27 protein-coding genes and 1 pseudogene are annotated in these 26,996 nt (G+C 71.7%); 14 read left to right on the top strand and 14 right to left on the bottom strand.

Translation table 11 applies throughout. The annotated features are described in order from the left end of the window. Positions 1–18: 18 nt before the first annotated feature. The 4 genes from HW130_RS05455 to HW130_RS05440 all read right to left on the bottom strand — a co-directional run bounded on the left by HW130_RS05455 (position 19) and on the right by HW130_RS05440 (position 5,171). Positions 19–660, bottom strand: coding sequence for a CBS domain-containing protein (locus tag HW130_RS05455; protein ID WP_177148260.1), 642 nt, complete (start codon positions 658–660; stop codon positions 19–21). Between the two features lie 467 nt (positions 661–1,127). After that, on the bottom strand, positions 1,128–1,784 hold the full coding sequence (locus HW130_RS05450; RefSeq protein WP_177148259.1) for a DUF4360 domain-containing protein: 657 nt from the start codon (positions 1,782–1,784) through the stop codon (positions 1,128–1,130). Between the two features lie 298 nt (positions 1,785–2,082). After that, positions 2,083–3,585 carry a phospholipase D family protein gene (locus tag HW130_RS05445; RefSeq protein WP_256355882.1) on the bottom strand — a complete coding sequence of 501 codons (1,503 nt, stop codon included), beginning with the start codon at positions 3,583–3,585 and terminating at the stop codon, positions 2,083–2,085. Between the two features lie 248 nt (positions 3,586–3,833). After that, positions 3,834–5,171: an LCP family protein gene (locus tag HW130_RS05440; RefSeq protein WP_177148257.1), complete on the bottom strand. Its 1,338-nt coding sequence runs from the start codon at positions 5,169–5,171 to the stop codon at positions 3,834–3,836. A gap of 614 nt (positions 5,172–5,785) precedes the next feature. Between HW130_RS05440 and HW130_RS35680 the strand changes: the two are divergent. After that, positions 5,786–5,956 (top strand): annotated as a pseudogene (locus HW130_RS35680) (transposase); the annotation flags it as partial. A 24-nt stretch (positions 5,957–5,980) separates the two neighbouring features. On the opposite strand, the gene HW130_RS05435 reads toward HW130_RS35680, so the two are convergent. Continuing rightward, entirely contained in the window at positions 5,981–7,309 is a 1,329-nt protein-coding gene (locus HW130_RS05435) for a PLP-dependent aminotransferase family protein (protein ID WP_177148256.1), read from the bottom strand. Positions 7,310–7,411: 102 nt separating this feature from the next. On the opposite strand from HW130_RS05435, the gene HW130_RS05430 reads away from it, so the two are divergent. From HW130_RS05430 to HW130_RS05420, 3 genes are read left to right on the top strand one after another with little or no spacing between them, the layout of a single operon-like run. Next, the gene (locus HW130_RS05430) at positions 7,412–8,230 is read left to right on the top strand and encodes an alpha/beta fold hydrolase (protein WP_309140332.1); all 819 of its coding nucleotides are present in this window, start codon (positions 7,412–7,414) and stop codon (positions 8,228–8,230) included. A 49-nt stretch (positions 8,231–8,279) separates the two neighbouring features. Continuing rightward, a complete protein-coding gene (locus tag HW130_RS05425; RefSeq protein ID WP_177148254.1) occupies positions 8,280–8,528 on the top strand; it encodes a hypothetical protein in 249 nt (82 codons plus the stop codon). A gap of 45 nt (positions 8,529–8,573) precedes the next feature. Continuing rightward, a complete protein-coding gene (locus tag HW130_RS05420) occupies positions 8,574–9,056 on the top strand; it encodes an SRPBCC family protein (protein WP_177148253.1) in 483 nt (160 codons plus the stop codon). A 49-nt stretch (positions 9,057–9,105) separates the two neighbouring features. On the opposite strand, the gene HW130_RS05415 is transcribed toward HW130_RS05420, so the two are convergent. After that, a complete protein-coding gene (locus HW130_RS05415; RefSeq protein WP_256355881.1) occupies positions 9,106–10,290 on the bottom strand; it encodes a PLP-dependent cysteine synthase family protein in 1,185 nt (394 codons plus the stop codon). Positions 10,291–10,486: 196 nt separating this feature from the next. Between HW130_RS05415 and HW130_RS05410 the strand changes: the two genes are divergently transcribed. Together HW130_RS05410 and HW130_RS05405 are read left to right on the top strand one after the other, a co-directional pair. Further along, a complete protein-coding gene (locus HW130_RS05410; protein WP_177148252.1) occupies positions 10,487–10,810 on the top strand; it encodes a hypothetical protein in 324 nt (107 codons plus the stop codon). Positions 10,811–10,991: 181 nt separating this feature from the next. Next, on the top strand, positions 10,992–11,513 hold the full coding sequence (locus tag HW130_RS05405; RefSeq protein WP_177148251.1) for an ATP-binding protein: 522 nt from the start codon (positions 10,992–10,994) through the stop codon (positions 11,511–11,513). A 101-nt stretch (positions 11,514–11,614) separates the two neighbouring features. Here HW130_RS05405 and HW130_RS05400 read toward each other — a convergent pair whose 3' ends face one another. Further along, complete coding sequence (locus tag HW130_RS05400; protein ID WP_177148250.1) at positions 11,615–11,899, bottom strand: SHOCT domain-containing protein; 285 nt, start codon at positions 11,897–11,899, stop codon at positions 11,615–11,617. A gap of 184 nt (positions 11,900–12,083) precedes the next feature. Between HW130_RS05400 and HW130_RS05395 the strand changes: the two genes are divergently transcribed. Then, on the top strand, positions 12,084–12,671 hold the full coding sequence (locus HW130_RS05395) for a TetR/AcrR family transcriptional regulator (RefSeq protein WP_177148249.1): 588 nt from the start codon (positions 12,084–12,086) through the stop codon (positions 12,669–12,671). Between the two features lie 7 nt (positions 12,672–12,678). After that, positions 12,679–13,260, top strand: coding sequence for a DUF4865 family protein (locus HW130_RS05390; protein WP_177148248.1), 582 nt, complete (start codon positions 12,679–12,681; stop codon positions 13,258–13,260). A gap of 37 nt (positions 13,261–13,297) precedes the next feature. Here the strand turns inward: HW130_RS05390 and HW130_RS05385 are convergent, their stop codons facing one another. Beyond that, on the bottom strand, positions 13,298–14,146 hold the full coding sequence (locus HW130_RS05385; protein WP_177148247.1) for a YhjD/YihY/BrkB family envelope integrity protein: 849 nt from the start codon (positions 14,144–14,146) through the stop codon (positions 13,298–13,300). An 82-nt stretch (positions 14,147–14,228) separates the two neighbouring features. Further along, on the bottom strand, positions 14,229–15,443 hold the full coding sequence (locus HW130_RS05380; RefSeq protein ID WP_177148246.1) for an ROK family protein: 1,215 nt from the start codon (positions 15,441–15,443) through the stop codon (positions 14,229–14,231). Positions 15,444–15,519: 76 nt separating this feature from the next. On the opposite strand from HW130_RS05380, the gene HW130_RS05375 reads away from it, so the two are divergent. From HW130_RS05375 to HW130_RS05365, 3 genes are all read left to right on the top strand, one after another. Beyond that, positions 15,520–16,806 carry an MFS transporter gene (locus HW130_RS05375; RefSeq protein ID WP_177148245.1) on the top strand — a complete coding sequence of 429 codons (1,287 nt, stop codon included), beginning with the start codon at positions 15,520–15,522 and terminating at the stop codon, positions 16,804–16,806. Between the two features lie 68 nt (positions 16,807–16,874). Continuing rightward, entirely contained in the window at positions 16,875–17,219 is a 345-nt protein-coding gene (locus HW130_RS05370) for an SCO4225 family membrane protein (protein ID WP_177148244.1), read from the top strand. Positions 17,220–17,302: 83 nt separating this feature from the next. Continuing rightward, positions 17,303–18,046, top strand: coding sequence for a maleylpyruvate isomerase family mycothiol-dependent enzyme (locus HW130_RS05365; RefSeq protein WP_177148243.1), 744 nt, complete (start codon positions 17,303–17,305; stop codon positions 18,044–18,046). 184 nt (positions 18,047–18,230) lie between these two features. On the opposite strand, the gene HW130_RS05360 is transcribed toward HW130_RS05365, so the two are convergent. Next, a complete protein-coding gene (locus HW130_RS05360; protein WP_177148242.1) occupies positions 18,231–18,641 on the bottom strand; it encodes a MarR family winged helix-turn-helix transcriptional regulator in 411 nt (136 codons plus the stop codon). A gap of 87 nt (positions 18,642–18,728) precedes the next feature. Between HW130_RS05360 and HW130_RS05355 the strand changes: the two genes are divergently transcribed. Further along, positions 18,729–20,210, top strand: coding sequence for an MFS transporter (locus HW130_RS05355; RefSeq protein ID WP_177148241.1), 1,482 nt, complete (start codon positions 18,729–18,731; stop codon positions 20,208–20,210). Positions 20,211–20,276: 66 nt separating this feature from the next. Here HW130_RS05355 and HW130_RS05350 read toward each other — a convergent pair whose 3' ends face one another. The 3 genes from HW130_RS05350 to HW130_RS05340 form a co-directional block, all read right to left on the bottom strand. After that, positions 20,277–20,942, bottom strand: coding sequence for a response regulator transcription factor (locus HW130_RS05350; RefSeq protein ID WP_177148240.1), 666 nt, complete (start codon positions 20,940–20,942; stop codon positions 20,277–20,279). After that, positions 20,939–22,168 carry a sensor histidine kinase gene (locus HW130_RS05345; RefSeq protein ID WP_177148239.1) on the bottom strand — a complete coding sequence of 410 codons (1,230 nt, stop codon included), beginning with the start codon at positions 22,166–22,168 and terminating at the stop codon, positions 20,939–20,941. Before HW130_RS05345 ends, HW130_RS05350 begins: the two co-directional genes overlap by 4 nt. A gap of 324 nt (positions 22,169–22,492) precedes the next feature. Further along, on the bottom strand, positions 22,493–23,392 hold the full coding sequence (locus HW130_RS05340) for a TetR/AcrR family transcriptional regulator (RefSeq protein WP_177148238.1): 900 nt from the start codon (positions 23,390–23,392) through the stop codon (positions 22,493–22,495). A gap of 161 nt (positions 23,393–23,553) precedes the next feature. Between HW130_RS05340 and HW130_RS05335 the strand changes: the two genes are divergently transcribed. Next, positions 23,554–24,012 (top strand): nitroreductase family deazaflavin-dependent oxidoreductase, encoded by a 459-nt coding sequence (locus HW130_RS05335; RefSeq protein WP_177148237.1) that lies wholly within the window; start codon positions 23,554–23,556, stop codon positions 24,010–24,012. 171 nt (positions 24,013–24,183) lie between these two features. On the opposite strand, the gene HW130_RS05330 is transcribed toward HW130_RS05335, so the two are convergent. Then, positions 24,184–25,416: a geranylgeranyl reductase family protein gene (locus tag HW130_RS05330; protein WP_177148236.1), complete on the bottom strand. Its 1,233-nt coding sequence runs from the start codon at positions 25,414–25,416 to the stop codon at positions 24,184–24,186. Positions 25,417–25,562: 146 nt separating this feature from the next. Between HW130_RS05330 and HW130_RS05325 the strand changes: the two genes are divergently transcribed. Beyond that, positions 25,563–26,927, top strand: coding sequence for a dipeptidase (locus HW130_RS05325; RefSeq protein WP_177148235.1), 1,365 nt, complete (start codon positions 25,563–25,565; stop codon positions 26,925–26,927). Positions 26,928–26,996: the final 69 nt, after the last annotated feature.

Genomic DNA, 26,996 nt, shown 5'->3' with positions numbered 1-26,996 from the left:
CACCTGGGCCCGGATCGTTTAGTCCTCCCCGGCGGCAAGGTGGGCGTCCACGGTGACGACACCGTCGACGCCCTGGCAGAGGCCCACGACCACCGGGACGAGACGCGGTTCCGGGACGCGACCCCGAAGGGTGACGGCCCCGTCCCGTACCTCGACCGCTACGGTGCCCTCGTCCAGGCCGAGGATGCGCCCCAGGACGTCCTGCTCGACCTCGCCGCGGATCTCGGCGTCGGAGCGGATGAAGGCGTCGAGCAGGTCGCTGCGGCTGACGATGCCGGTGAGGAGCCCGTCGTCGCCGACCACCGGGAGTTGCTTGACGTGCCGCCTGCGGAGTTCCCTCGCGGCCCGGGTGATCGTCCAGTCGGCGCGGGCGGTGAAGACGGGGCTGCTCATGAGCGCGCCCGCGGTCCGGGCCCGCGCCTTGCCCCAGGCATGCTCGTCGTTCCCGTCCTTCCCCTGCGGATCGGGCATGCCGGTCTCGTGCCGCAGCACGTCGGATGCGGACACGACGCCGACGGGAGCGCCGTCGGCGTCGACGACGGGCGCCGCGACGATGTCGTTCGCGTCCAGCACGGCGGCGACCTCGTGGAACGGTGTGTCGGGACGGAGGGTGACGACCTCCTCGGTCATCACGTCACCGACCGTGCGGCGGTACAGCATGGCATCGGCCTCCTCCGCTGTGCGACGGGGTGGTCGCGGTCGGACCGCCTGAGCGGACCAGGCGCGGCGCGCCGACCTCCGCGGCCCTGCCGGCTCGTCCACGTCGTCTTCCCTACCCATGACAACACCGCGCCGCTCCGGCGACCAGTGACGTTTGACCCGGCGGGGAGAGCCGGCGGCCCCGCGGCCGGGAGTGCCGACGAGTGGTTGGCCTGGGTGAGCGCTACAGGTGGCCAGCACGGCGGGGGCTGGGCCCGGTGCCGGCATCGGCCCCGACACGAAGCGAGTTCCCCAGCCCTCATACGCCCAGAGGACTACCAGACCCAATGTGACAAGGCAGCTGACACAGCACTACTAGGAGTGTGTCTCAGTTACGGGCAACTGGTGGGCGGCGTGCAGCATTGGGTCCGGCCAACCGGCCCGGCGCCCGACATGTCGGGCGCCGGGCCGGCTACGCGGGCGTGGCGTCAGCGCACCGGGCACTTCTTCCAGGCGAAGTGGTACTTGGTCGTGAAGCTGCCGTCTGTCGAGTCCATCGCCATGAAGCTGGTGGTGTTGGTCGTGTCGGAGCGTCCTCCGTCCACGAGCAGCTCGGTGTTGATGTTGAAGTTCCGCTCCTCACCGCAGGGCTTGTGGACGAGGGCCTGGATGGCCGTTGTGTCGGAGACCTGCCAGTTGTTCTGGAGCGGGCCGTGGAACCGGTGGCTGCGGTACGACGTCCGGGACATGCCCTGGAAGTAGTAGCTCGCCCGCTGCGTGGCGCTCGCACCGTTCTGCAGGCTGGCGAAGCCGCGATAGTCGGCCTTGGCGATGGCATAGGTGAAGCCCTGCGGGGCGTACACGTTCAAACCGAGCTGGCAGTTCTTGCGGAAGTCGGTCGGCTTGGCGCCCTTGCCGACCTGAGCGAGGTACTCGCTGTAGGTGACGGTGAAGGCCGTGTTGTCCGGCGCGACGGCCACGGTTGCGCTGCCGGGTCGGCAGCCCGAGCCGTTGACGGAGACGAGGTCGATCGTGACCTTGTGGGGCGGGGCGGGGGATTTCACGACCGCCGTGGCACCCGACGGCGGGGTGAAGGCGGCGACAAGTGCCGCCGTGGCGCCACCGATGAACACTGTTCTGAACATGGGGTCCCTTCTGATCGCTCAGTGCGCCCGCTCGAACCACTTCGATGGGGCCGTCACCCATAGCGACACAAAGTCGACCATGGTGTGACTCCGAGCCGCGGGACCCACGCCGAAGACTTGCCATGGCAGCCCTACGACGCCACCTCACGCCACCCAACGCCACCCGACAAGCACTGCTGGGCGAGCACAGCGGGAGACGTCCAGCGCTGGGACCCCGCTGTCGCCCGGCTTCAACTCGGCCAAGCGAAAGCCCTTCTTGGGCTACAGCGAGAGAAGGAAAGGCGGCGCCACCGGCTTCTCAGAACGCCTTGCGCAGCCGCAGCCGAAGCGGGCGGCCGTCCGGATCGATGATCACGCGGTACAGCGGCATCGCGAGAAGCCGCTGCACCCGCGACAGCTCCGGTGGCCGGTAGGTGCGCAGACGTCCGGGCGGCCTCGGACCGGACCGGCCCCTTTCGTGCCAGGAGTCCAGCGCGGCCGCCGCCGACGCGAAGGCGTCGAAGGCACCCACCGGATCGCACAGGACGTCGGGGGCCTGCGGGTCTCCTGGCGCCTCCTGGTCCAGGTGCTCGCGCGCGAGCGTCAGCCGGAGGTTCCTGGCGAAGGGGCGCGCGCCGTCGCCGAGGCCGCCGGGGTCCTGCGGTTCCCGGGGGTCCGTCGTCTCGTCCAGAACGGCGCAGCTGAGTTCGGAATCGTGCGTCCAAGAGCGCAGGTTGATGTTGTCGGAGCCCACCGCGGCCCACACGTCGTCGACCACGCACACCTTGGCGTGCACGTACACAGGTGTCCCGGCATGGTTCTCCAGCCCGTATACCGCGACCCGCCCCTCGCCCGCCCGTCGCAGTGTCTCCAGGGCGGTGATGCGGCCGATCAGGTTCATCGGCAGAGTGAGCGGGCCGTCCTGTTCGGGGACGGAGGGGATGACGGCGATGAGGCGCAGTCCTGGATTCGCTCGGAGCGCCCGGGCGAAGTGCTCCACCACCTGCGGGGACCACAGGTACTGGTCCTCCAGGTAGATGAGTGCCCTGGCCCGCCGCAGTGCCTTCAGATAGGCACGCGCGACGCTGCGCTCGCCGTCGGGGGCGAAGTCGTAGCCTCGCAGCAGCCGGTTGGGGTACGTGCGCAGCACCTGCACCGAGTGTGTGCCGCGGGGCGCGGGATCGGGCAGCTGAGGGGGCAGCGGGTTCGCGTGGATGTCCTCCCGGTGCAGCAATTCGCGCAGCCGGGACAGCGGGCTGCGGGTGAGGGGTGCCGGATCCGTCCAGCGTTCCCGGAAGACGGTCTCGATGTCGCCGACCGCGGGGCCCCGGATCGCGAGCTGGATGTCGTGCCAGGGCGGATGCGGTCCGTACGCTGCGGCGATGGGCTGGGAGCGGTCGTCGCCGCCGTGGTCGATGTCGTCGTTGCGGTTGTGCGACAGGTCGATGCCACCGACGTAGGCGACGTCCAGTTCGGGGCGCCCGGGATGGCGCAGGACGACGCACTTCTGGTGGTGTGTGCCGCCGGGACGGACTCGCATGTCCAGCAGATACTCGCCGCCTCCCGCCCGTACCTCCTCGCCGAGGTGGCGGTTCTCCTCCTCGCTGAACTGGAGACTGTCCAGGTGGGAGTGCCAGACCAGACCCTTGACGACTACTTTGCGCTCGGCCGCCTCGCGCAGCACGGCGCCGATCTCGGTTCCGGGGCCCGCCAGCCGCTCGTCGGGATCGCCGCGCCAGTCGGTGAACAGCAGCAGGTCTCCGGCCCGCAGAGCGCGGACGGCGGCGAGCAGCTCGGCGAAGTACGTCGCACCGTGGACCAAGGGGCGAACTTCGTTGCCGGCCGACCATGCCGTCCCGTCGGGGCGCCTACGATCCAAGCGCGTTGCGGGATTGCCGCGCTCCCTGGCCGTGAGCAGCCAGTCGATGGGTTCCACGGACGGCACCTCCGACCTCGACCGCAGGGCACCACGTGCGCTTCCGACGGTCTCTTTCGTACCACTCCCGGGCCGATCCGGCAGCCGCTGCCTGTTCCGGTGAGCGGTCCGACGCCGCTGCGGGGTGGCGGCCCTCAGCGGTGGTGTCGATACGCCCTGGTCACGTTGGAGCAGCGCAGACGGTCCGCTGTGACGGGGGCGCCGTCCGCGACGTTGCGGTCGTAGGTGACGGTTCTGACGGCGACGGGCTCGGAACCGACGGCGACGTCGAAGACGGCATCGGTCCGCGAGGTCGCCCGCAGGTGCGCCCCGGGCAGGGCCGCGGCCAGTGTGGCCGCGTCCGCTTCACGCCGGGCGGGGTAGGTGATGACGGCGGGGCCTGCGGGTCGTACCGCCGGAGCCGACGCCGAGGTGTCCGTCACGACGAACTTGTTGCGCCGAAGAGCCTTGGCCACGGTGGCGTCGTCGACGCGTACCGCGATTCGGGCGGGATCGGTCTCGGCGCGTGTTTCCGGCACGGGCAGAATGCGGGTGTCGCCGGTGACGGGGCGGTCGGCGCGCAGGGCGTCCCACAGGGCCTCGGAGCGGTCGTCGTGCCAGAGGAGCGTGGAGCCGACGCCGGGCACCCGGTGGTCGAAGTGGGAGATCGGCACGGTGACGAACTCCGTCCGGTCCGCCGACAGCCGCCCCAGGGACCAGCCGATGCGGACAAGATCGTCCAAACGCGTGCGCTCGTCCGTGTGCACGGACTTGAGCAGCTTGTGAGCCGTGCGCGCGGCGCTCACGGGGCCGGTCAGCGCCCCTTTGGCCGTCAGGTCCGCCAGCATGTCGGCGATCAGTCGCTGCTGGCGGCGGACCCGGCCGAGGTCTCCTGCTCGGTCGATGTGCCGGGCCCGGGCGTAGCGCAGGGCTCCGTTGCCGTCGATGAGATGGCTTCCCGCGGTGATGTCGAGGCCGGAGTTCTCGTCCTTGAGCGGCTTGGCCGTGCACACGGTCGCTCCGCCCAGGTTGTTGACGGCCTGTTCGAAGCCGGTGAAGCCGGTCTCGAGGTAGTGGTCGATGTGCAGCCCGGTGGCCTTCTCGACGGTGCGTACGGCGAGGGGACCCCGGCCGATCTTGAAGGCACCGTTGATCTTGCCCCGGTGTGCCGGAGTGGTGGCACCTTTCGGTGTGGCGTACTCGACGTAACTGTCCCGGGGGATGGAGACGATGCTTGCGCGATGACGGTCCTCGGAGAGGTGCACGAGCATCATCACGTCAGTGCAGTCGCAGCCCTGGCCGCCGACGTGGAGGCGCCGCTTCTCGGCAGCAGACAGGCCTGCACGGCTGTCTGTCCCCACGATCAGGATGTTCGTGCCGCGGCCGGTGGCACGGGATTGCGGTGCGCCCGGGGCGGAGTCGGTCTGTCCCGCGAGCCAGGGCCAGGAGACCAGGGAGGACAGCAAGGCCACCCCCACAGCGAGTCGGCGCATCACACACTCCCGAGAGTAGGGAACACGTGGGACGGTAACGGGAAGAGGCGGACGAAACGCGCTACGAGCGATCGGCACGCCGCCGAGGCTGCGGTAGTCACCCACGTTGTCCAGCGCGGGTCTCGGACTGCCCGGTGGCCCTTCTGTCAACGGCCGCAGGACGTTCGTACGACGAGCGAGGCCACGTCTTCCTCGACGCCGTCACCGAGGCTGCCCTCGTCATCTGGCTCCGGTCATGAGGAACGTCAGCGGTCCGGGAATCGAGACACTCCGATCAGGACGATCCCGGCGAGGAACACACAAGCGCCCGCTACGAGGAGCGCGAGCAACACGTCCCCTGTCGGAGTGAAGGCAAGAACACCGGTGAAGCAACAAAGGCCGCTTCCTGTGAGCACTTGGCCGATCCCATGAGGTATGGGCCGCAGGACCCGGTCTCGTTCCCAGGGGTGGATCCAACCGGTGAGGAGCTCGATCACACCACTCACCGCCACAGCCACAGCGAACGCGATGAGCGCCCCCAGCACCACATACTGCATCTGACCCCCCGGCAGGCACCGTCGCACATGAGGATGCCAGGACAGGTGCGTCAGGAATGCGGCCACGGTTCTGCCTGGGCTTCGGGCGAATCCGGGCACGGGGCTCTGTACGGCGGGCTGAACCAGGGGCGGATCGATGTCGCAAGGTTGCGTGGTGCCCTGGTCGGGGCGCCGTTGCCGAGGGCGGCGGATGGTCTGCTGGTGACGGCTGGGGATGACTCACCGTGGCTCCGACCGGACGCCGGCACGTGTGGTGGGGTAACGGGCCGTCCGTCACTCCAACCCGCTGTCCTCGGGTCCGCCCTTCGCCAATCCCACGAGGGTGTCCAGTGCCTGAGCCAGCGTGTCCGTCGCCGGCGAGGCGAGGGCGAGCCGCACCGCGTTGGGGGCATGCGCCGACCCGATGGTGAAGGCTGCGGCGGGGGTGATGGCGATGCCCCGACGGGCTGCGGCGGCGATGAAGGTTTCGGCGCGCCATGGTTCCGGCAGCTCCCACCAGCAGTGGTACGCGTGCGGGTCGGCTCGCACGGCTTGACCGGCGAGCTTGTCAGCGGCGATCTGCTGGCGTGCCTGTGCATCGAGCCGTTTTGCCTCCTCGATGGCGGCAGCTGTGCCGTCCGTCATCCATTGGACGGCTGCCTCCAGCGCATAGCCGGACGTCATCCACGTACCTGATCTGAGTGATGAGGCGAGGGCGTGCGTGAGATGCGCGGGTGTCACCAGGAAGCCCAGGGTCAGTCCTGGGGCCAGCCGCTTGGACAGACTGTCGATGACGATCGTGTGCTCAGGCGCGAGGGCCGCCAAGGGTGCCAGATCGTTGCGCAAGAAACTGTAGACAGCGTCCTCGATCGCGTAGATCTCGTGCAGCCGCAGGGCTTCTGCGATCTCTGCGCGGCGCTGTGGGGGCATGGTGACGCCCAGCGGATTGTGCAGCGCAGTCTGGAGATAGACCGCCCGCAGGGGCGGACCGGCGCCGAGTGCATCCGGCTTCACACCGTTGTCATCGACAGCCAGCGGAACCAGATCGACCCCGAGCCGGGCGGCGATGCTCTTCACCACCGGGTAGGTGAGCGGTTCGACCCCCAGGCGCTCACCTCTGGGGACAAGGGCCGCGATCGCGGCGGCAATGGCCTGTCGGCCATTGCCGGAGAAGAGGATCTGCTGTGGAGGCGGTGCCCAGCCGGCACGCGTGAGATGAGCTGCGGCCGCTTGGCGTGCCACCGAGGTTCCGGCCGCGCCGACCGGCCGCAATGCCGCGGCCATTGCGTCGGGGCGCAGTATGCGCGCGAGACCCCGCGCGAGGAGAGCGGGCTGGTCGGGGAGGACCGGAAAGTTCAACTCGAGGTCGACCCGGGCCCCGCCCGGCTCGGCCAACGCTGGTTCGAACGACGGTGCGGCCGCACGGACGAAGGTGCCGCGGCCGACTTCCCCCACAGCCAGACCTCGCCTGATCAGCTCCTGGTACACGCGCGCGGCGGTCGAGGCCGCAATGCCCCGATGGCGTGCGAAGCGGCGCTGTGGCATGAGTCGATCCCCGGGGCGAAGGCGGCCGTCGGCAATGTCCGCAGCAAGATCATCGGCGATTGCACGGTAATCGTCCAACGTCTACCTCGCTTTGTACCGAGAGCGTTGCTTTCATTGCACCGAGAGATTGCGCCACATAGCATCGAGACGTCAAGTCGCAATGGCGAAAGGACAGAACCCGTGAGTACAGCTTCCGTCGGTGGCATAACCATCGGTTTCGAGGATGAAGGCAGCGGCGAACCCCTCGTCCTCGTCCACGGTCACCCGTTCGACCGCTCGATGTGGCAGCCGCAGATCGAGCATTTCCGCCGGGCCGGATGGAGAGTGATCGCGCCGGACTTGCGCGGATACGGCGAAAGTACGGTCGTTCCGGGGACCACGACCCTGGAGACCTTCGTCCGCGACATCGCCGCCCTCCTGGATCATCTCGGAGTCGACCGGTTCGTCCTCGGCGGCCTGTCCATGGGGGGCCAGATCGTCATGGAATTCCATCGACTGTTCCCCGGCCGCATCCGTGGGCTCGTGCTCGCCGACACCTTCGCCGCGGCCGAGACCGAAGCCGGCAAGGCGGGGCGCTACATGATGGCCGAGCGTCTGCTTCGAGAAGGGATGAGCGGCTACGCCGAAGAGGTCCTGCCCAAGATGGTGGCTCCCTCCAACATCGAAGCTCTCCCCGATGTGGCGCAGCACGTCCTGCTCATGATGACCGGAACATCGCCCCAGGGCGCGGCGGCAGCACTACGCGGCCGGGCCGAACGGCCCGACTACGTGGACATGCTGCCGCGGATCGCCGTGCCAACGCTGGTCGTGGTCGGTGCCGACGACGAGTTCACGCCGGTGAGCGATGCCCGCCTCATCCACGAGCGGGTCCCCGACGCCACGCTGGAGATCATTGACGAGGCGGCCCATATGCCCAACCTGGAACGCGCAGCCGAATTCAACGCCGCCCTCCAGCACTTCCTCGACTCCCTGCCCACTGCGGCTCGTACGGAACGGTGACCGTCATGCCGACGTCCCGGACAACCGTATTCGTCGCCGGCGCCGGCACGTGAATCCTCGAGGCGCCGTCACCGCTCCCCGCCGCAGCGGTGTCGGCCGGCTCGGTTTCGACGGCCCGATGGAGGTCGTGCTGGGAGCGGCCCACGGGTGGGCGCCCCGGCTGCCCCTGTGCGAGGCGCTGGGCGGACTGCTCGCGCGCGGCGCAAGCGGGGCGCTTCGCCCGCGCGGCAGGCGCAGGCCGGGACGGGTGCTCGCGGCGAAAGCCGTAGGGGCGGACATCCTTCGCCGCCGCCGCTAGGGTGTGCGGTCCCCACACCCTTCGCCGCCACTGGAGGTCCGCACCATGGCACGCCAACTGCGCCCGGTCGAGCTGGAGTTCGTGGAGAACGCACCGATACGCCTGGTGTTCTCGGCCCCGGTGTCGGCCGTGCCGTCCGCCGTGTACGCCACGCTGGCCGAGGACGTGGAGCACCTGCCCGAGTGGTTCACGGCCGTGACGGCGGCCCGGTCGACGGAGGGCGGCGCGGGCCGCGAGGTCAGGCTCAAGGGCGGCACGGTGTTCACCGAGCGCATCCTGGCCAAGGAACCGGACACCCGCTACGCGTACCGCATCGAGCAGACCAACGCCCCGGGTTTGCGCGCCCTGTTGGAGGAGTGGCGGATCACACCGACAGCGACGGGATCACGCATCCAGTGGACCTTCGCCGCCGACGGACCCGCTCCGCTGCGCCTCGCGCTGCTGCTGGGCAGAGGAGGGCTGGGGCGTGCCTTCAGGGACGCGGTGCGCAATCTGGACCGCCGGCTGGCCGGACCCGGTGCGCCCTGACGGGCGCGCGGCCGCGCCCGTACCCCGGCGGACCAGCTCCGAGCGGCGTTCAGCAGGGCCAAGCGCCGGTGGTCAGGAACGACTCGATCGCGGCCGCGTACGGCCGGATGTCCAGGCCCTGCCCGGCCAGCCACTCGTCGGAGTAGTACTTGTCGAGGTAGCGATCGCCCGGGTCGCAGATCAGGGTGACGAGGCTGCCCTTCTCGCCCCTGCCCACCATTTCGGCGACGATCTTGAGCGCGCTCCACAGGCCGGTACCCGTCGAGCCGCCCGCCTTGCGGCCGATGGCCGTCTCCAGGGCGCGTACGGCGGCGACGCTCGCCGCGTCGGGCACCTTCATCATGCGGTCGATGGCGCCGGGGACGAAGCTCGGCTCCATGCGGGGCCGTCCGATGCCCTCGATGCGCGAGCCGCAGTCGTTGCTCGCCTCCGGGTCGCCGTGGGTCCAGCCGTCGAAGAAGCAGGAGTTCTCCGGGTCGGGGACGCAGATCCGGGTGTCGTACTGCATGTAGTGCACGTAGCGGGCGATGGTCGCGGACGTGCCTCCCGTGCCTGCGGTGGCCACGATCCAGGCGGGCTCCGGATAGCGTTCGAGCCGCAGTTGCTGGTAGATCGACTCGGCGATGTTGTTGTTGCCCCGCCAGTCGGTGGCCCGTTCCGCGTAGGTGAACTGGTCCATGTAGTGGCCGCCGGTCCGCTCCGCGAGCGCGGCGGACTCCTCGTACATCCGGCGCGAGTCGTCGACGAAGTGGCACTGCCCGCCGTGGAACTCGATCAGCCGGATCTTCTCGGGGCTCGTGGTGCGCGGCATCACGGCGACGAAGGGGACGCCGATCAGCTTCGAGAAGTACGCCTCCGAGACGGCGGTCGAGCCGCTGGACGCCTCGATGACGGGCTTGCCCGGCCGGATCCAGCCGTTGCACAGGCCATACAGGAACAGCGAGCGGGCCAGGCGGTGCTTGAGGCTGCCCGTCGGGTGCGTGGACTCGTCCTTGAGGTAGAGGTCGATGCCCCATTCCTCGGGCAGCGGGAAGCGCAGCAGGTGGGTGTCGGCGGAGCGGTTGGCGTCGGCCTGCACCTTGCGCACGGCCTCTTTCAGCCAGGTCCGGTACGCGGGGTCGGTGCGGTCCACGTCGACGGTCGCGATCGCCCCGGCCGGGGCCGCATCCGGTCTCACCGGTTCGGCGGACGTGTCGCCCGCCTCGCCCGCCACTGGATTCTCACGCGTGCTCATGAGTGCCGTCCTCGCCTCGCCCACCACTGGTCCACGATGTGTGCCCACCCGCAACAGTAAGCCCGTCACCTGGGCAAACATTCGCTTTGGGGATCCATAGGAGGCACTTGTGCAAGGCTCTGACCAGGCGCACTGGTGCATGGCGGCCCAAGTGTGCAGACTTCCCACAGGAGTCGCTGCGAAGGGGGCGGAGACGATGGCAACCGCGGAGCCGGATTTCAGCGCCACGGGCGTGCGGATCGAGCGCTGGCCGCGTTCACTGACACGCGCCGGGCAAGTGCTGATCAAGGACGGCCGGCTGGCGCTGATGACGAGCTACGGCCGCGTGATCGAGAGCGCGCCCGTGCGCGCCGTCAGCGCGGGCCGGCCCTGGTTCGCCGGTGACGACAGCACGGTGGCGACGCTGAACGGGAAGCGGTATCGCCTGACCATGGGTCAGCGCAGTCGGCGGCCCGACGGAAAGGCTCTCGCCGGACGCTTCCTGGAGGCGTTGCGCGGGGCGGGCGGCAACAGGAGTTGAGAACGGGCACGGGAGTGCCGCGAGTTGCGGCCCCCCAGGTCATGGTTCACGCTGGTTCCACATCACTCAGGGTTCACCGGCGGTCACGCTGAGATCCAGCCCCGCCGGTATGTTCAGCAGGCGGCCGACTGCTGGATCTCTTGTGTCGTCTTCTTCCGGACTATTTCGGGGAGTCGCAGCCGTGATCAGCCAGCCCAGCAGGCACTGCACGGTGGAGCTCCAGGCCCTGCCGTCGCGGATCGGTCAGGTCCGCAGAATCATCTCGGCGCAACTGCGCTACTGGCATCTCGATCCTCTGATCGACCAGGCAGCGCTCGGCGTCACCGAGTTGCTGACCAATGTGCACCGGCACGCCCAGCCGGACAAGACGTGCACCGTGGACGTCGAGCTGCTGCTCGACCGGCTCACGGTCTCCGTCCACGACCACGATCCGCGTCTGCCGACCGTCCATGACGCGGACTCCTCCGAGACCCACGGCCGCGGCCTCGCGCTGGTGGCCGCCGTCAGTGAGAGCTGGGGCGTACGGCCGCGCGGCGATGCGGGCAAGGTCGTGTGGTTCACGCTGCCCGCGACCTGCCCCGCGATCAGGCTGCCCGAGTACCCGGCGGTGTACGGGGCCACGACCACCGGCCCGTTCTCCGAGGTGCCCGAGGCCAAGGCCGATGCCGCAACTTCCAACGCCCGGTCGGCCGTTGCGGGCTGACCGGGGCGGGCGGCGTCGGTGTCCCCGCTGCCGTAGACCTGCGTCGACGACCCGGGCGGCGGGGCGGGGCCCGGTGGTCCGGGCCCCGTTCCGGTGCGGGGTCACGCCGCACCGTCCTTGGTGGTGCGGCCGAACTGCTCGTCCAGGACGGACAGCCGTCGCCAGTACTCCTCCTCGTCGATCTCGCCCGCAGCGAAGCGGCGGCCGAGCACGGCGATGGGGGAGCTCTCCGAGATCGGGGGCCGGCTGCCCCGCCAGGGGGCGCGCCGGGGGCGCCAGACGCCGGTGCGGCGCAGGACGGTGACGGCCCCGACGATGACGGCCGCCCAGATCAGCGGGAAGAAGAGGATCCACGGGCCGGGCCCGTCGTAGGCGAGGGTGTTCATCTCGGTTCAGCTCCTCGGTGGCGCTCGTTCGGTGGTTCCGTGACGCTTCCGAGGCTCCCGCCGGACGGGGGGCCGAGTCGTCGTACGGCCGGCGGCTGTGCGTGTACCTCCCGGGCAGTACGCGGGGCGGGGGGTGCTGCTCCGGGCGGCTCGGGGCCGGGGACGACGTTCTGTACCTACTGGTATGTACACTGCGTCCATGAGCACCTCGGAACGATTGATCGAGGCGACCCGCGAACTGCTGTGGGAGCGCGGCTATGTGGGCACCAGCCCGAAGGCGATCCAGCAGCAGGCCGGCGCGGGCCAGGGCAGCATGTACCACCACTTCTCCGGCAAGCCCGACCTGGCGCTGGCCGCGATCCGGCGTACGGCCGACGACCTGCGGGCCGCGGCCGAGGCGGTGCTCGACGGTCCGGGCACCGCGCACGAGCGCATCGCCGCGTACCTGCTGCGCGAGCGCGACGTCCTGCGCGGATGCCCGGTCGGCCGGCTGACGATGGATCCGGACGTCGTGGCCAGCGACGCGTTGCGGGCACCGCTGGACGAGACGCTCGCATGGCTGCGGGGCAGGCTCGCCGCCGTCGTCGACGAGGGCCGGGAGAGCGGAGAGCTGAGTGCCGCGCTGATCCCGTCCGAGGTCGCGGCGACGATCGTCGCGACCGTGCAGGGCGGCTACGTGCTGGCCCGCGCCTCCGGCTCGACGGCCGCCTTCGACGCGGGTGTCCGCGGCCTGCTCGCCCTCCTCGCACCCCCGTCCGCCCGAAGGAGTTGACCAGACCGTGCACGCGATGCAGTACGAGATCACCCTGCCCGCCGACTACGACATGGGGATCATCCGCGACCGCGTGGCGCGCCGCGGCCATCTGCTGGACGGCTTCCCCGGCCTCGGCCTCAAGGCGTACCTGATGCGCGAACGCGCCGCCGGCTCGCCCGTGAACCAGTACGCGCCGCTGTACCTGTGGACCGCGCCCGAGGGCATGAACGGCTTTCTGTGGGGGCTCGGTTTCCAGGGCATCGTCGACGACTTCGGCCGCCCGGAGGTGCAGCACTGGACGGGGGCCGCGTACCACGACGGACCCTCGGCGGCGGCCGGGGCGCGCACCGCCGTCCGGCGCAGGCAGCGGCTTCCACCGGGGGCCCGGCCCGGCCCGCTCGTCGAGGAGGCGGCTGCCGAGACGGAACGGCTCGCGCGGCGCGAGGGCGCCGTCTGCGCGGCGCTCGGCGTCGACCCGTACCGCTGGGAGCTGATGTACGTGACCCTGTGGGACCACGACTCGCCCGCGGCCCCCGGCGACCGTTACGAGGTCCTGCACGTCTCGTCGCCCGAGCGCGGTTCCCTGGGCCGGGGACGGCACTGGTGACTCTCGTACGCGTTCGGCCCGGCGGCGGGACGGTGGGCTACAAGTCGTCGTGCTCGACCGCGCGGAGCAGCCTGCGCCGGGTCAGCTCCTCGTGGAGCAGGCGACCCGCGATCGCCCCGCCGTAGACCACCACGCCGACGCCGACGAGCCACGACTGGATCACGAGGACGGTGCCGAACGGGCCGTAGGTGACGGCGTTCGAGGCGATCAGCGGCGAGAAGACGAGCTGCGAGAAGACCCGAAGCCCGAGCATGGACACGGCGGTGGCCACCGCGCCGGGCAACAGGGCGCGCCAGCGGACCCGGCCGCCGAGCAGGAGGCGCTGGGACACCCAGAAGAACACGATCGTGCCCAGCAGATCGGCGATCATGGTGAGCACGATGGCCACGACCGAGTCCGGCTCCGGGAGGTTGACGAACACCACGAGGAAGAGGATCAGCAGCGCCAGCCACACCACGTGGCGCCACATGGTGTGCCAGCGGGCGGTGGGCAGGTCCCACACCTTCTCGTAGCCCGTCTGCACGGCGGACCCGAAGGTGAGCCCGAAGACGGCGAGCGCGGCGAGACCGAACGCCGTGGTGCGCTGGAGCGCCTGTCCGGGCATGCCGAACAGCTCCTCGACCTGCCGCTGCGATCCCGGCGAGACGCCGAGCCCCTCGCCGAGCCACCGGGCGAAGCCCTCGGCGCTGACGGGGTCGGCGGCCGCGACGACGACGAGCAGCGGCACGAGGGTGACGAAACCGAGTGCGGCGAAGCCCATGGCGCGGTGCATGAGCTCCATCTCCCGGCCACGGTTCCAGCCGAGCCCGACGGGTGATTCGAGCACTCTGCGGTGCAGGTGCTCGAACCGGTGCGCGCGGTGCGGCCCGGAGGGCGTGTGGGTCATGTGTCGTCGACTACCCGCAAGCACGGCGCGGATCGCCGGGCCGTCCTCCGGACGGGTGGCCGCCGTCCCGCCCTTCGGTGCGTCAGGCGAGCGCTGCCAGCGGGTCGTCGAGGACGGGCTGCCAGGCCAGCTCCGCGGCGCCCACCAGAGAGTTGTGGTCGAGGGTGCACGGCAGGATCGGGACTCCCCCGCTTCGGCCCCACAGGCTGCGGTCCGCCACGACCGCGCGCAGGCGCTCCGGGTCCGCCTCCAGGAGTTCGCGGTGGAGGCCCCCGAGGATGATCCGGTCCGGATTGAGGATGTTGACCAGTCCGGCGAGGCCGAGGCCGAGGCGGTCGATGAGTTCCTCCGCCGCCCTGCGGACGGCCGGGTCGTCGTACTCCCCGCGCAGCAGGTCCCTGGACTGCTGGAGCAGCGAGACCTCGGGGCCCAGGTCGCGGCCCGTGGCGGTCAGGAAGGCGAGGGGGTCGGCCTCGACGTCGAGGCAGCCACGGCTGCCGCAGTGGCAGGGGCGGCCCTCCGGGTTGACGGTGAGGTGACCGACCTCCAGCGCGAGGCCCGAACTGCCCGTGTGCAGGCGGCCGTCGAGCACCAGCGCGCCTCCGACGCCGCGGTGGCCGGTGGCGACGCACAGCAGGTGCTGGGCGCCGCGGCCGGCGCCGTGGCGGTGCTCGGCGAGTGCCGCGAGGTTGACATCGTTGCCGGTGAAGGCGGGCCCCCGGATGCCCGCCGCGGCGACGCGTTCGGCGAAGATGTCGCGTACGGGAGCACCGGCCGGCCAGGCCAGGTGCAGGGGGTTGAGGGCGGTGCCCTCGGGTTCGGCGACCGCGGACGGCACGGCGAGCCCCGCGCCGACACAGCGGCGGCCGCTCTCGCGCAGCAGCGCCGCGCCCGCCTCGACGACCTCACCGAGCACCTGCGCCGGATCCGCCTGGACGGTGACGCAGCCGGGCGCTGTCGCGACCGTGCGGCCGCCGAGGCCGACGAGCGCGGCACGGAATCCGTCGGCGTGGACCTGGGCGGCGAGGACGACCGGCCCGGTGTCGTCGACGGCGAGGCGGTGCGAGGGGCGGCCCTGGGATCCGGCGGCGGCTCCCGGCCGCGAGTCGACCCGGATGAGGCCGAGCGCTTCGAGCTCGGCGGCGACGGCTCCGGCGGTGGCGCGGGTGACGCCGAGCTCGGCGGTGAGTACGGCACGCGTGGGCGCCCGCCCGGTGTGCACCAGTTCCAGTGCCGGGCCGAGGGCGCTGCGGCCTCTCTCGATTCTCGTCCGGTTGCTCGTCGCCTTGCCGTTCATGCAGGTGAGTGTCCCATGATCCGGACGGGGAGCAGCCGCCTTGTACGCAACGGGCCCGAGGCCCTATTCTGAGTTTGTGCCGCTTCTAAACAAACTCCGGACGGCCGCTTCAGGGGGACCCGGCGGAAACACCGCCCCGCTCTCCCTGTCCCGCCTCCGCACCGCCCTCAACGTCTTCTTCGCCCTCGACGGCTTTCTCTTCGCCGGCTGGGTCGTCCGCATTCCCGCCATCAAGGAACAGACCGGTTCCTCCGCGAGCGATCTCGGCCTCGCCCTGCTCGGCGTCTCCGCCGGCGCCGTGGTCACCATGACGCTCACCGGCAGGCTGTGCCGCCGCTTCGGCAGCCACGCCGTGACCGTGGGCAGCGCCGTGCTGCTCTCGCTGAGCATGGCGCTGCCTCCGCTGACTCACTCCGCGCTCAGCCTCGGTCTGGTGCTGCTCGTCTTCGGCGCCGCGTACGGCGGGATCAACGTCGCCATGAACAGCGCGGCCGTCGATCTGGTCACGGCCCTGCGCCGGCCCGTCATGCCCGGCTTCCACGCGGCGTTCAGCCTCGGCGGCATGCTCGGCGCGGGACTCGGCGGTCTCGTCGCCGGCGGCCTGTCCCCGACCGCGCACCTGCTCGCGCTCACCGGGCTCGGCCTGCTGGTCACCGCCGTCGCCGGACCCGTGCTCCTGACGCACCCGGCGCCGGACTCCGACGGTCCCGCGCCCGGGACCGCACCTGCCCGTCTGACGGGGCGCACCCGCAACCTGGTGTTCCTCTTCGGCGTGATCGCACTGTGCACCGCGTACGGCGAGGGTGCGATGGCCGACTGGAGCGCGTTGCACCTGGAACAGGATCTGCACGCGCATCCGGGCGTGGCCGCCGCCGGTTACTCGCTGTTCGCCCTCGCCATGACCGCGGGGCGCCTCACCGGCACGCTGCTGCTGGAGCGGCTCGGCCAGACCCGTACGCTCGTCGCCGGCGGCGCCACCGCCGCGGCCGGGATGCTGCTCGGCGCGCTCGCTCCGAACGTGTGGCTCGCGCTGCTGGGCTTCACCGTCGCCGGTCTGGGCCTGGCGAACATCTTCCCCGTGGCCGTCGGCAGGGCGGGCGCGCTGGCCGGGCCCAGCGGGGTCGCAGCCGCGTCCACGCTCGGTTACGGCGGCATGCTGCTGGGACCGCCCGTGATCGGCTTCCTGGCCGACTGGTTCTCGCTGCCCCTCGCGCTGACGACGGTGGCGGCACTGGCCGCAGGGGCCGCGCTGATCGCGTACGGCGCACGGCACGCCTCGGCGCCGGGCACGGAGGTCGCGCGGCGCGGTCGGGCCGCCGGGGGTTCACGGGACCGGGCCGTCTCCCCTATGGCGGCTGAGTAGCCGTACTCAGGTGCGGGCACCCGGACCGGCACAGCATGGAAGGACGACGACCACCACGGGAGACGGCCATGCACGCTCGACTGACCTCGCTCGCACAACTGACCTTCGCCAACCTCGCGTCCAGGATCTATCTGGCGCTGGTCGCCGCAGCGGCCCTCTTCGTGGCCGTCGACACGTTGTTCGTGCATCACGAGGACGCGTCGATGGCCGGCATATGGCTGTTCCTGCTGACCGCGCCGACGATTTTCGCGCTCATGGCGCTGGGCACTGTGTTCGGGGAGGGCGTGGCGGAGTCCGCCGCATTCCTCTACCCGGCGCTGGTCGTCGCGGTGCTCGTACAGGCCTGCGCGCTGGGCCTGTTCGTCCGACTGCTGCGCGATGGACCGCAGACCGCGCGCCCGCACGGGGCCTGATGCCCGGTGCCGGCGCTCGGGGCCCGGTCCGAGGCCGCCGGGCGCCCTGGAGCAGGTCCCGTCGCGCTGGCAGAATCTGCGCCATGGAGACCTCGGCGCTGATCAAGTCCCTGGTCCGCGAGGGGCAGTTGCTCGCGGCGGCCGCCGATGCTGCCGGCCCCGGGGCCCTCGTGCCGACGTGCCCGGGCTGGCGGATGCGGGACCTGCTGCGGCACACGGGCACGGTGCACCGCTGGGCGACGTCGTTCGTCACCGAGGGACACACCGCGTACCGCCCGGACGCCGGGGAGCCCGATCTCGACGGCGACGCGCTGCTCGAATGGTTCCGCGAGGGGCACGGGCTGCTGGTGGCGGCGCTGAGCGAGGCCCCGGCCGACCTCGCGTGCTGGTCGTTCCTGCCCGCGCCTTCGCCGCTGGCCTTCTGGGCGCGGCGCCAGGCCCATGAGACGGCGGTGCACCGGGCGGATGCCGAGTCGGCGTCGGACGGCCGACCCGGGCCGGTCGCCGCGGAGTTCGCGGTGGACGGGATCGACGAGCTGCTGGCGGCGTTCCACGCACGGCGCAAGAGCCGGGTGCGCACCGCGACCCCCGAGGTGCTGCGCGTCACGGCCACGGACACGGGTGACGCGTGGACCGTACGGCTCTCACAGGAGCCGGCGCGCACGGAACGCGGCGGCGAGGGTCCGTGCGACTGCGAGCTGAGCGGGTCGGCGGAGCGGCTCTACCTGACGCTGTGGAACAGGCTGCCCCTGGACGCGGTGTCCGTCACCGGCGACGCGGCACTCGCCCGCCTGTGGCGCGAGACCTCGGGTATCACCTGGCAGTAGACGCGACCGCCGGTCCCGGCCCGTCCCCCGACCGCCCGGCCGGCCGGAGCCCGCCGCGTCGCCCCTGTTCACGCAGTCCGGCGACCGTCGGCGGGGACACGTGTCCTCCGCCCTGTTACACGCGCGTGCGCCGACGGAAAAACGTGCGCTGTCACCGCGCCTCGGAGCTAGGGCGCGACAGAACTCAGTCCGTCGCGTCCGGCAGCATGCGCGACAGCACCGCGCGCTGCAGCGGCTTCACCTCGGCATGGCGCGCGCGGCCCTCCTCGGTGAGCGCCACCCGCACCCCGCGGCGGTCCTCGGGGCACATGCCCCGGGTCACCAGTCCGTCCTTCTCCAGGCGGGCGATCAGGCGTGAGAGCGCGCTCTGGCTGAGGTGCACGCGGCCGGCCAGCTCCTGGACACGGGACGAGCACTCGCCCGGCGCCCCGTCATCGCCGCCCATCTCGGCCAGTACGTCCAGCACTTCGAAGTCGCTGGCGCCCAGCCCGAACCTGTGCAGCTCACGGTCGAGCTCGCACATCGTGCGCGCGTGCAGCGCGAGGACATCCCGCCACTCCTTCACGAGCACGCGCTCGGATTTCGTCGCAGCCATGACCGCACGTTAGCAGAAATGACGCACTTTGTTGCACCGGAATTAAATGCACTTGCAGTCAATGCATACGCATGTAGTGTGCTGCGCATGACCTCTCCGATCGACGTCCCCACATCGCAGGACCGCTGGAGCCCACGCCTGTGGGGCACCCTGCTCGTGCTCTGCGCCGCGATGTTCCTCGACGCCCTCGATGTCTCGATGGTCGGTGTCGCGCTGCCCTCGATCGCCACCGATCTCCACCTGTCCACCTCGACCCTGCAGTGGATCGTCAGCGGCTACATCCTCGGCTACGGCGGACTGCTGCTCCTCGGCGGCCGCGCCGCCGACCTCCTCGGACGCCGCCGCGTCTTCCTTGTCGCCCTCGCCGTCTTCGCGCTGGCCTCCCTGCTCGGCGGCCTCGTCGACTCCGGCCCGCTGCTGATCGCCAGCCGCTTCATCAAGGGCCTCAGCGCCGCCTTCACGGCTCCCGCCGGCCTGTCGATCATCACCACGACCTTCAAGGAGGGCCCGCAGCGCAACCGCGCGCTGTCGATCTACACCACCTGCGCCGCCACCGGCTTCTCCATGGGCCTCGTGCTCTCCGGACTGCTGACCGAGGTGAGCTGGCGGCTGACCATGCTGCTGCCCGCGCCCATCGCGCTGATCGCACTCGTCGTCGGGATCAGGCTGATCCCGCGCAGCAGCCGCGAGGACTCCGGCAAGGGCTACGACCTGCCCGGCGCCGTCACCGGCACGCTGGCGATGCTGCTGCTCGTCTTCACCGTCGTCCAGGCGCCCGAAGTGGGCTGGGCCTCCGCGCAGACGCTGCTCTCCTTCACCGCCACCGCCGTCCTGCTCGCCGCGTTCGTCACCATCGAGCGCCGCAGCGCGCACCCGCTCATCCGGCTGGGCGTGCTGCGCTCCGGCAACCAGATCCGGGCGAACCTCGGCGCGGCGTTCTTCTTCGGCTCCTACGTGGGCTTCCAGTTCCTGGTGACCCAGTACATGCAGTCGCTGCTCGGCTGGTCGGCCCTGCAGACCGCCCTCGCGTTCCTGCCCGCGGGCGCGCTGGTCGCGCTGTCCGCGACGAAGATCGGCTCGGTCGTGGACCGCTTCGGGACGCCCCGCGTGATCGCCACCGGGTTCTCGCTGCTGGTCGTCGCATACGCGCTCTTCCTCCAGATCGACCTGACGCCCACGTACGCCGCCGTGATCCTGCCGTCGATGCTGCTGCTCGGCGCGGCGTGCGCACTGGTCTTCCCGTCGCTCAACATCCAGGCCACCAGCGGTGTCGAGGACCACGAGCAGGGCATGGTGTCCGGTCTGCTGAACACCTCGATCCAGGTCGGCGGCGCCATCTTCCTGGCCGTCGTCACCGCCGTGATCACCGCGGGTGGCGAGACCGGCCGCTCCGCGCAGGAAGTGCTGGACAGCTACCGGCCGGGCCTGGTGGTCGTCACGGCGATCGCGGCAGTCGGACTGCTGATCACCCTCACCGGACTGCGTGCGCGACGCGCCACCGGGGAGTCGGTCATCGTCGCCACGTCCGTTCCGGCTGTGGAGCCGGAGCCGGTGAAGGTCGGCGACTGACAGCCACACCGCACGGGGGACGCGGCCGGCGGGCACCAGCCCGCCGGCCGCTTCACGACTCCCGGTTCAGCCCAGCCAGCCGGGCCGTACGAGGCCCGACTCGTAGGCGAGCACGACCAGTTGGGCCCGATCACGGGCGCCCAGCTTCACCATCGTCCGGCTCACATGCGTCTTGGCGGTGAGCGGGCTGACGACCAGGCGGCGGGCGATCTCCTCGTTGGACAGCCCCATGCCGACCAGCGCCATCACCTCCCGCTCGCGCTCCGTGAGCTCGTCGAGTCCCTCGGCCTTCGCCGGAGCCCTGGACCGGGCGGCGAACTCCGCGATCAGACGCCGGGTGACGCCCGGCGACAGCAGCGCGTCGCCCTCCACCACCGCCCGTACGGCGCGCAGCAGTTCCTCCGGTTCCGTGTCCTTCACGAGGAAACCGGAGGCCCCGGAACGGATCGCCTCGAAGACGTACTCGTCCAGCTCGAAGGTGGTGAGCATGACCACCCTGACGTCCCTCAGGCGCTCGTCACCGGTGATCCGGCGCGTCGCGGCGAGACCGTCGAGCAACGGCATGCGGATGTCCATCAGGACCACGTCCGGGCGCAGTTCGTCCACCAGGCGCACGGCCTCCTCGCCGTCCGACGCCTCCCCGGCGACCTCGATGTCCCGCTGGGCGTCGAGCAGCGCCCGGAAACCGGCCCGCACCAGCATCTGGTCGTCGGCGAGCAGTACGCGGATCACGTCGTCTCCCTGGGCTGCGCGGGCAGTTCGGCGCGGACCCGGAAGCCACCGTCCGGCCGCGGACCCGCCTCGATGGTGCCACCCAGGGCGGCGGCCCGCTCCCGCATGCCCGCCAGCCCGTTGCCGCTGCCCCCGGCGTCGGAGCCGGTGGCGGGCCCGTCGTCGTCGATCCGCAGCTCGAGCCGGCCCCCGGCGTAGGCGATGCGCACCCGGGCGGTACGCGAACCCGAGTGCCGGACGACGTTCGTCAGCGCTTCCTGCACGATCCGGAAGGCGGCCAGGTCCGCGCCGGGCGGGAGCGCGGGCAGGGTGCCCACCGTGTCGACGTCGACGGTGAGACCGGCGCTCGCCGCCTGCTCGACGAGTTCGGGCAGGCGTGCCAGGCCCGGGGCCGGCGCGCGGGGGGCGTCGCCGGGGGTGCGCAGGGTGTCCAGCACCTGGCGTACCTCGCCGAGGGCCTCCTTGCTCGCGGCCTTGATGGTGGTCAGCGCGGTCCGCGCCTGTTCGGGGTCGGAGTCGAGGAGGGCCAGGCCCACGCCCGCCTGGACGTTGATGACGGAGAGGGAGTGGGCGAGGACGTCGTGGAGTTCGCGGGCGATGCGCAGCCGCTCCTCGTCGGCGCGGCGCTTCTCGGCGGCCGCCCGTTCGGCGCGCTCCCGGGCCCACACCTCGCGCCGTACGCGGACCAGTTCGGACGCGGCGACGACGGCCACCACCCAGGCGGTGACGAAGACCTCCTGGCCCCAGGGGGCGGCGTCGTCGCCGCCCGGGGGCAGATAGCGGTAGAGCCAGTGCGCGATCAGCAGGTGGCCGGCCCACAGCAGACCGATGGACCACCAGGCGGCGCGGCGGTGCCCGGCGACGATCGCGGAGAAGCAGGCGACGGCGATGGTGAGGAAGACCGGGCCGTAGGGGTAGCCGGCCGCGAAGTACACGAAGGCGGTCGCGCACACGCCGGAGACCGCGACGACCGGGTACCGGATGCGCAGCAGGAGCAGCGCGGGGCCGAGCAGCAGCAGGACGCGTGCGAAGGCGTCGAGCGGTTCCCGCTCGGGCTGGCCCTCGGCGGCGAAGCCGGTGCCGGCCATGACGAAGACGGCCAGCGCAACGGTCGACAACCAGGGAACACGGGCCCGGCGCCGTCGTTCCTCCCACTGACGCATCAGCGGTGGTCCGCCCCGTGCCCAGGGGGGACCACCGCACCTGCGGGCGCGCTGCTCGTCCATAGCGGCCACGCTAGACCCGGGCGCGGGACGGGGACGTCACCCCGGCGTGGCGGTCACGCGTACTCCCTGTGCAGTACGGACCCGGTTGCGGGGCGTCCGCGAGCCGCGGCACGTGGCAGCCGGCGCAGCGGCTCGGGCGCCCACCAGGTGGCGCTGCCGGGGAGCCGCATCACGTCGACACCCCGCGGGACGGCACCGCGCGCCCCGCACCGGCGCGGTGGCGCGTCAGGACCAGCCCCCGCTGCCGGGCAGTCGCCGGACCGCGTCGCGCGTCCCGAACCGGGGGCGGGTGGCGCGTCAGACCCCGCCCCGCTGCCCGGGCGGTCACGGTGTGCCGACGGCCGGCCCCGGGCGCAGGCCGACCTCGGCGGCGAGCCGCGCTGCGGCGTGCGCGAAGAACGCGTCGCGGTCCTCGACGACCCGCTCGAACTGCCCGAACAGCTCGAAGGAGATCAGCCCGAACAGCTGCGCCCAGGCGGCGATCAGCGCGGCGACGACGGACGGCGGCAGGTCGGGGGCGAAGGCGGCGGCGACGCGCTCGGCCTCGGTGCGCACCCCGCCGCCGAGCGTCGGGACCGCCAGCCCCTCGGTGCGATGGGCTTCGCGGACGATCGAGATGAACACGGCGCCGACGCGCGAGGCGGGGGCGATCGTGTCCTGGGGCGCGGTGTAGCCGGGGACGGGCGAGCCGTAGATCAGTGCGTACTCGTGCGGATGCGTAAGCGCCCAGTCCCGCACGCCACGGCACACGTCGCCCCACCGTGCGAACTCCCGTCCCGGCACCACGGGGGCGCGTCTCCCGGCGTTGCCACCGGCCGCTCCGGCGGCAACGCCGTCGCCGCCGCCAAGCGCACCTGTGGCCGCGGTGGCTTCGGGGCGGGACGCGTCGGTGTGTGCAGCGGCGGCGGGCGCGTGCCCGGCGGCTGCGGCGGTGTCAGGGCCAGGTGCGTCGGGGCCGGCGGGCGCCGGACCGCGCGCCGCGGCCGCGGTCTCCGCGGCCGCCCCCACCGCGTCGTACGCATCGACGATGAGCGCGGTCAGCAGGTCGTCCCGGCTCGGGAAATAGCGGTAGAGCGCGGAGGACACCATGCCCAGCTCGCGGGCGACGGCACGCAGGGAGAGCTTCGCCGCTCCCTCCGCCGCGAGCTGCCTGCGCGCCTCTTCCTTGATCGCCGCGGTGATCTCGCTGCGGGCCCGTTCCCTGGCCCCTCGGACGGTCGTCATACGAGACAGTCTGTCACGCTTCGGAGCACTGACCATGAACGAGATCACCACTCACAAAAGAGAGCACTGCTCTTGCTTCGGAGCAGCAGTTCGTGCACACTGCTCTCAAGCGAGAGCGGTGCTCTCGAAAGGACGACAGGACAGAGAGCGAGACCACGGCCATGCCGCACCACACCCCGGCCCACTACATCAAGCCCAACCGCTTCGACACGGTCCTCAACAACGCCGTCGGATGGCTCGCCCGCCGCGGAATCAGCCTCCTGGGCACCGCGGAGCTCTCCGTGCGCGGCCGCACCACCGGCGAATGGCGGCGCATACCGGTCAACCCGCTCCCCTACGACGGCGGCCCGTACCTGATCTCCGCCCGTGGCCACTCGCAGTGGGTCCGCAACCTGCGCGCGGCCGGCGGCGGCCGCCTCCAGGTCGGCCGCAGGACCCAGCACTTCACCGCCGTGGAACTCCCCGACGAGGAGAAGCCCGCCCTGCTCCGCTCGTATCTCAAACGCTGGGGCTGGGAGGTCGGCCGCTTCTTCGGGGACGTCAACGCGGGCTCCACGGACGAGGAGCTCCTCGCCGCCGCCCACAAGCACCCCGTCTTCCGCATCACGGTCACGAAGTGACCGCCTGCGCGGCGGCTCGCACGGGCGCGCGGCGCCCGGTCGCCGAGCCGAGAGCCCGCACCCGCGCCGACCGGCCGGCCCCGCACCCCGCCCCCCGCCGCGCGAAACCCTGCTCCCCGCCGCCGCGCGAAACCCGGGCGCGCGAGGCCGCGCGACCGGACCGGATGCCCCCTACGCGCGCTTGTCCAGCACGTCCAGCGCGCGCCGCGCCAGCGAGTGCGTCCGCACCAGCCCCGCGAGCGTCGTCGCTCCGCGCGTGATGTCGGTGAAGGCTGTCCAGGCGGGCCGGAACCCGGTGATCGCCGCGTGCAGCAGACCGGGCCTGCGTTCGAAGACGGCGAGCATCCGCCGGCCGACCGCCATCTCCACACCCAGCCCCGCCTTGATGGCGAACGCGTAGTTGAGCGCCTGCCTGCGGGCGTCCACGGCGTCGTGCGCCTCGGCGATCCGCACCGCCCACTCCCCCGCGAGCCGCCCGGACCGGAGCGCGAAGGAGATGCCCTCCCTGGTCCACGGCTCCAGGAGTCCCGCCGCGTCCCCGCACACGAGCACCCGGCCGCGCGACAGCGGCGAGTCGTCGCTGCGGCAGCGTGTCAGGTGCCCGGAGGAGATCGCGGGTTCGAAGCCCGCCAGCCCCAGCCGTGCGATGAAGTCCTCCAGATAACGCTTGGTCGCGGCGCCCTCGCCGCGCGCCGAGATCACGCCGACCGTCAGCGTCCGGCCCTTCGGGAACACCCAGCCGTAACTGCCGGGCATCGGGCCCCAGTCGATGAGCACCCGGCCCGCCCAGTCCTCCGCGACCGTGTCCGGCACGGGGATCTCCGCCTCCAGGCCGAGGTCCACCTGGTCGAGCTTCACACCCACGTGAGCGCCTATCCGGCCGGCACTGCCGTCGGCCCCGACGACCGCGCGGGCCAGCACCGTCTCGCCGTCCGACAGCACGACGGCGACCGAGCGCCGGTCGGGGACGGCGGGACCGTGCTGCTCCACGCGGGAGACGGTGACGCCCGTGCGCACGACCGCGCCCGCCTTCTCCGCCTGCTCGACCAGACCGGCGTCGAACTCCGGACGGTTGATCAGACCGAAGAGCATCCGCTTGGAGCGGCGGGTGCGGGCCAGCCTCCCGTTCAACGAGAAGGTGACGGCGTGCACCTTGTCACGCAGGGGCAGTTCGAAACCGGGTGGGAGACTGTCGCGCGAGGGGCCGATGATGCCGCCGCCGCAGGTCTTGTAGCGGGGCAGTTCCGCCTTCTCCAGGAGCAGCACTCTGCGACCGCTCACCGCCGCCGCGTACGCCGCCGAGGCTCCGGCGGGTCCTGCGCCGACCACGACGACGTCCCACGCGGGACCCTCGCCAAGCTCCTGTGCCGCCTCTGCTCCGGTGGCATCGTTCTCGCTGCTCACGATGTACTTCTGCTCCCGATCCGACCCATGGCCCGTGCTCTCGACCGCATCCTACGGCGCAGACCGCTCCCGCCCCCTGTGGGAGGATCGACCACACATTCGCCGTACACACAACGCACAACGTCGCACCCACAAGGAGCGTGCCCATGACCGCGGATCCGATCGCCGAGACCGTCGCCTCGCTGATGCCCCGTGCCAAGGCGGAGCTCACCGAGCTGGTGGCCTTCCAGTCGGTGGCGGACGAGGCGGTGGCGCCGCGCAGCGAGTGCGAGGCGGCGGCCGGCTGGGTGGCGGACGCGTTGCGCGCGGAGGGGTTTGGGGACGTCGCGCTCCTCGACACCCCGGACGGATCGCAGTCGGTGTACGGGCTGCTGCCCGGCCCGGAGGGCGCGCCGACCGTCCTGCTGTACGCGCACTACGACGTGCAGCCGAAGCTGGACGAGGCCGCCTGGGTGAGCCCGCCGTTCGAGCTGACCGAACGCAACGGCCGCTGGTACGGACGCGGTGCGGCCGACTGCAAGGGCGGCTTCATCATGCACCTGCTCGCGCTGCGCGCCCTCAAGGCGAACGGCGGCGTCCCGGTCTCGGTGAAGGTCGTCGTGGAGGGTTCGGAGGAGCAGGGCACGGGCGGCCTCGAGCGGTACGCGGAGGAGCACCCGGACCTGCTCGTGGCCGACGCGATCGTGATCGGCGACACCGGGAACTTCCGGGTGGGCCTGCCGACCGTGACGGCGACGCTGCGCGGAATGACCATGATCCGCGTCCAGGTCGACACCCTCGAAGGGAACCTGCACTCGGGCCAGTTCGGCGGGGCCGCGCCCGACGCACTGGCCGCGCTGATCCGCGTCCTGGACTCGCTGCGCGCCGAGGACGGGTCGACGGTGATCGACGGCCTTCCCGCGCAGGCCGAGTGGGAGGGACTGCAGTACCCGGAGGAGGAGTTCCGCAAGGACGCGAAGGTCCTCGACGGTGTCGGCCTGCCCGGCAACGGCACGATCGCGGACCGGATCTGGGCCCGCCCCGCCGTCACTGTGATCGGCATCGACTGCCACCCCGTCGCGGGCGCCACGCCGTCCATCCCGGCGAGCGCCCGGGCGCAGATCAGCCTGCGGGTGCCGCCGGGCCAGGACGCCGCGGAGGCGACGAAGCTGCTGTTCGCGCACATCGAGAAGCACACTCCGTGGAACGCGCGCGTGACGCTGGAGCAGGTGGGCCAGGGCCAGCCGTTCCAGGCGGACGTGACCAGCCCCGCGTACACCTCGATGGCCGAGGCGATGCGCGTGGCGTACCCGGGCGAGGAGATGCAGGCGTCCGGGATGGGCGGCTCCATCCCGCTGTGCAACACGCTCGCCGCGCTGTACCCGAAGGCGGAGATCCTGCTGATCGGGCTCAGCGAGCCGGAGGCGCAGATCCACGCGGTGAACGAGAGCGTGTCCCCCGAGGAGCTGGAGCGGCTGTCGGTCGCCGAGGCGCTGTTCCTGGTGAACTACGCCGAGTCGAAACTGGGTTGACCGCCTGCCGGGCGGGAGGCGATTCCGCGCTCGGCGAAGATCGCCGGCAGCGTAGTTCCGGGCGGCGGG

Source organism: Streptomyces sp. PKU-EA00015, assembly GCF_013387495.1.
GTDB lineage: Bacteria > Actinomycetota > Actinomycetes > Streptomycetales > Streptomycetaceae > Streptomyces.
This window is presented reverse-complemented; position numbering and strand designations above follow the sequence as displayed.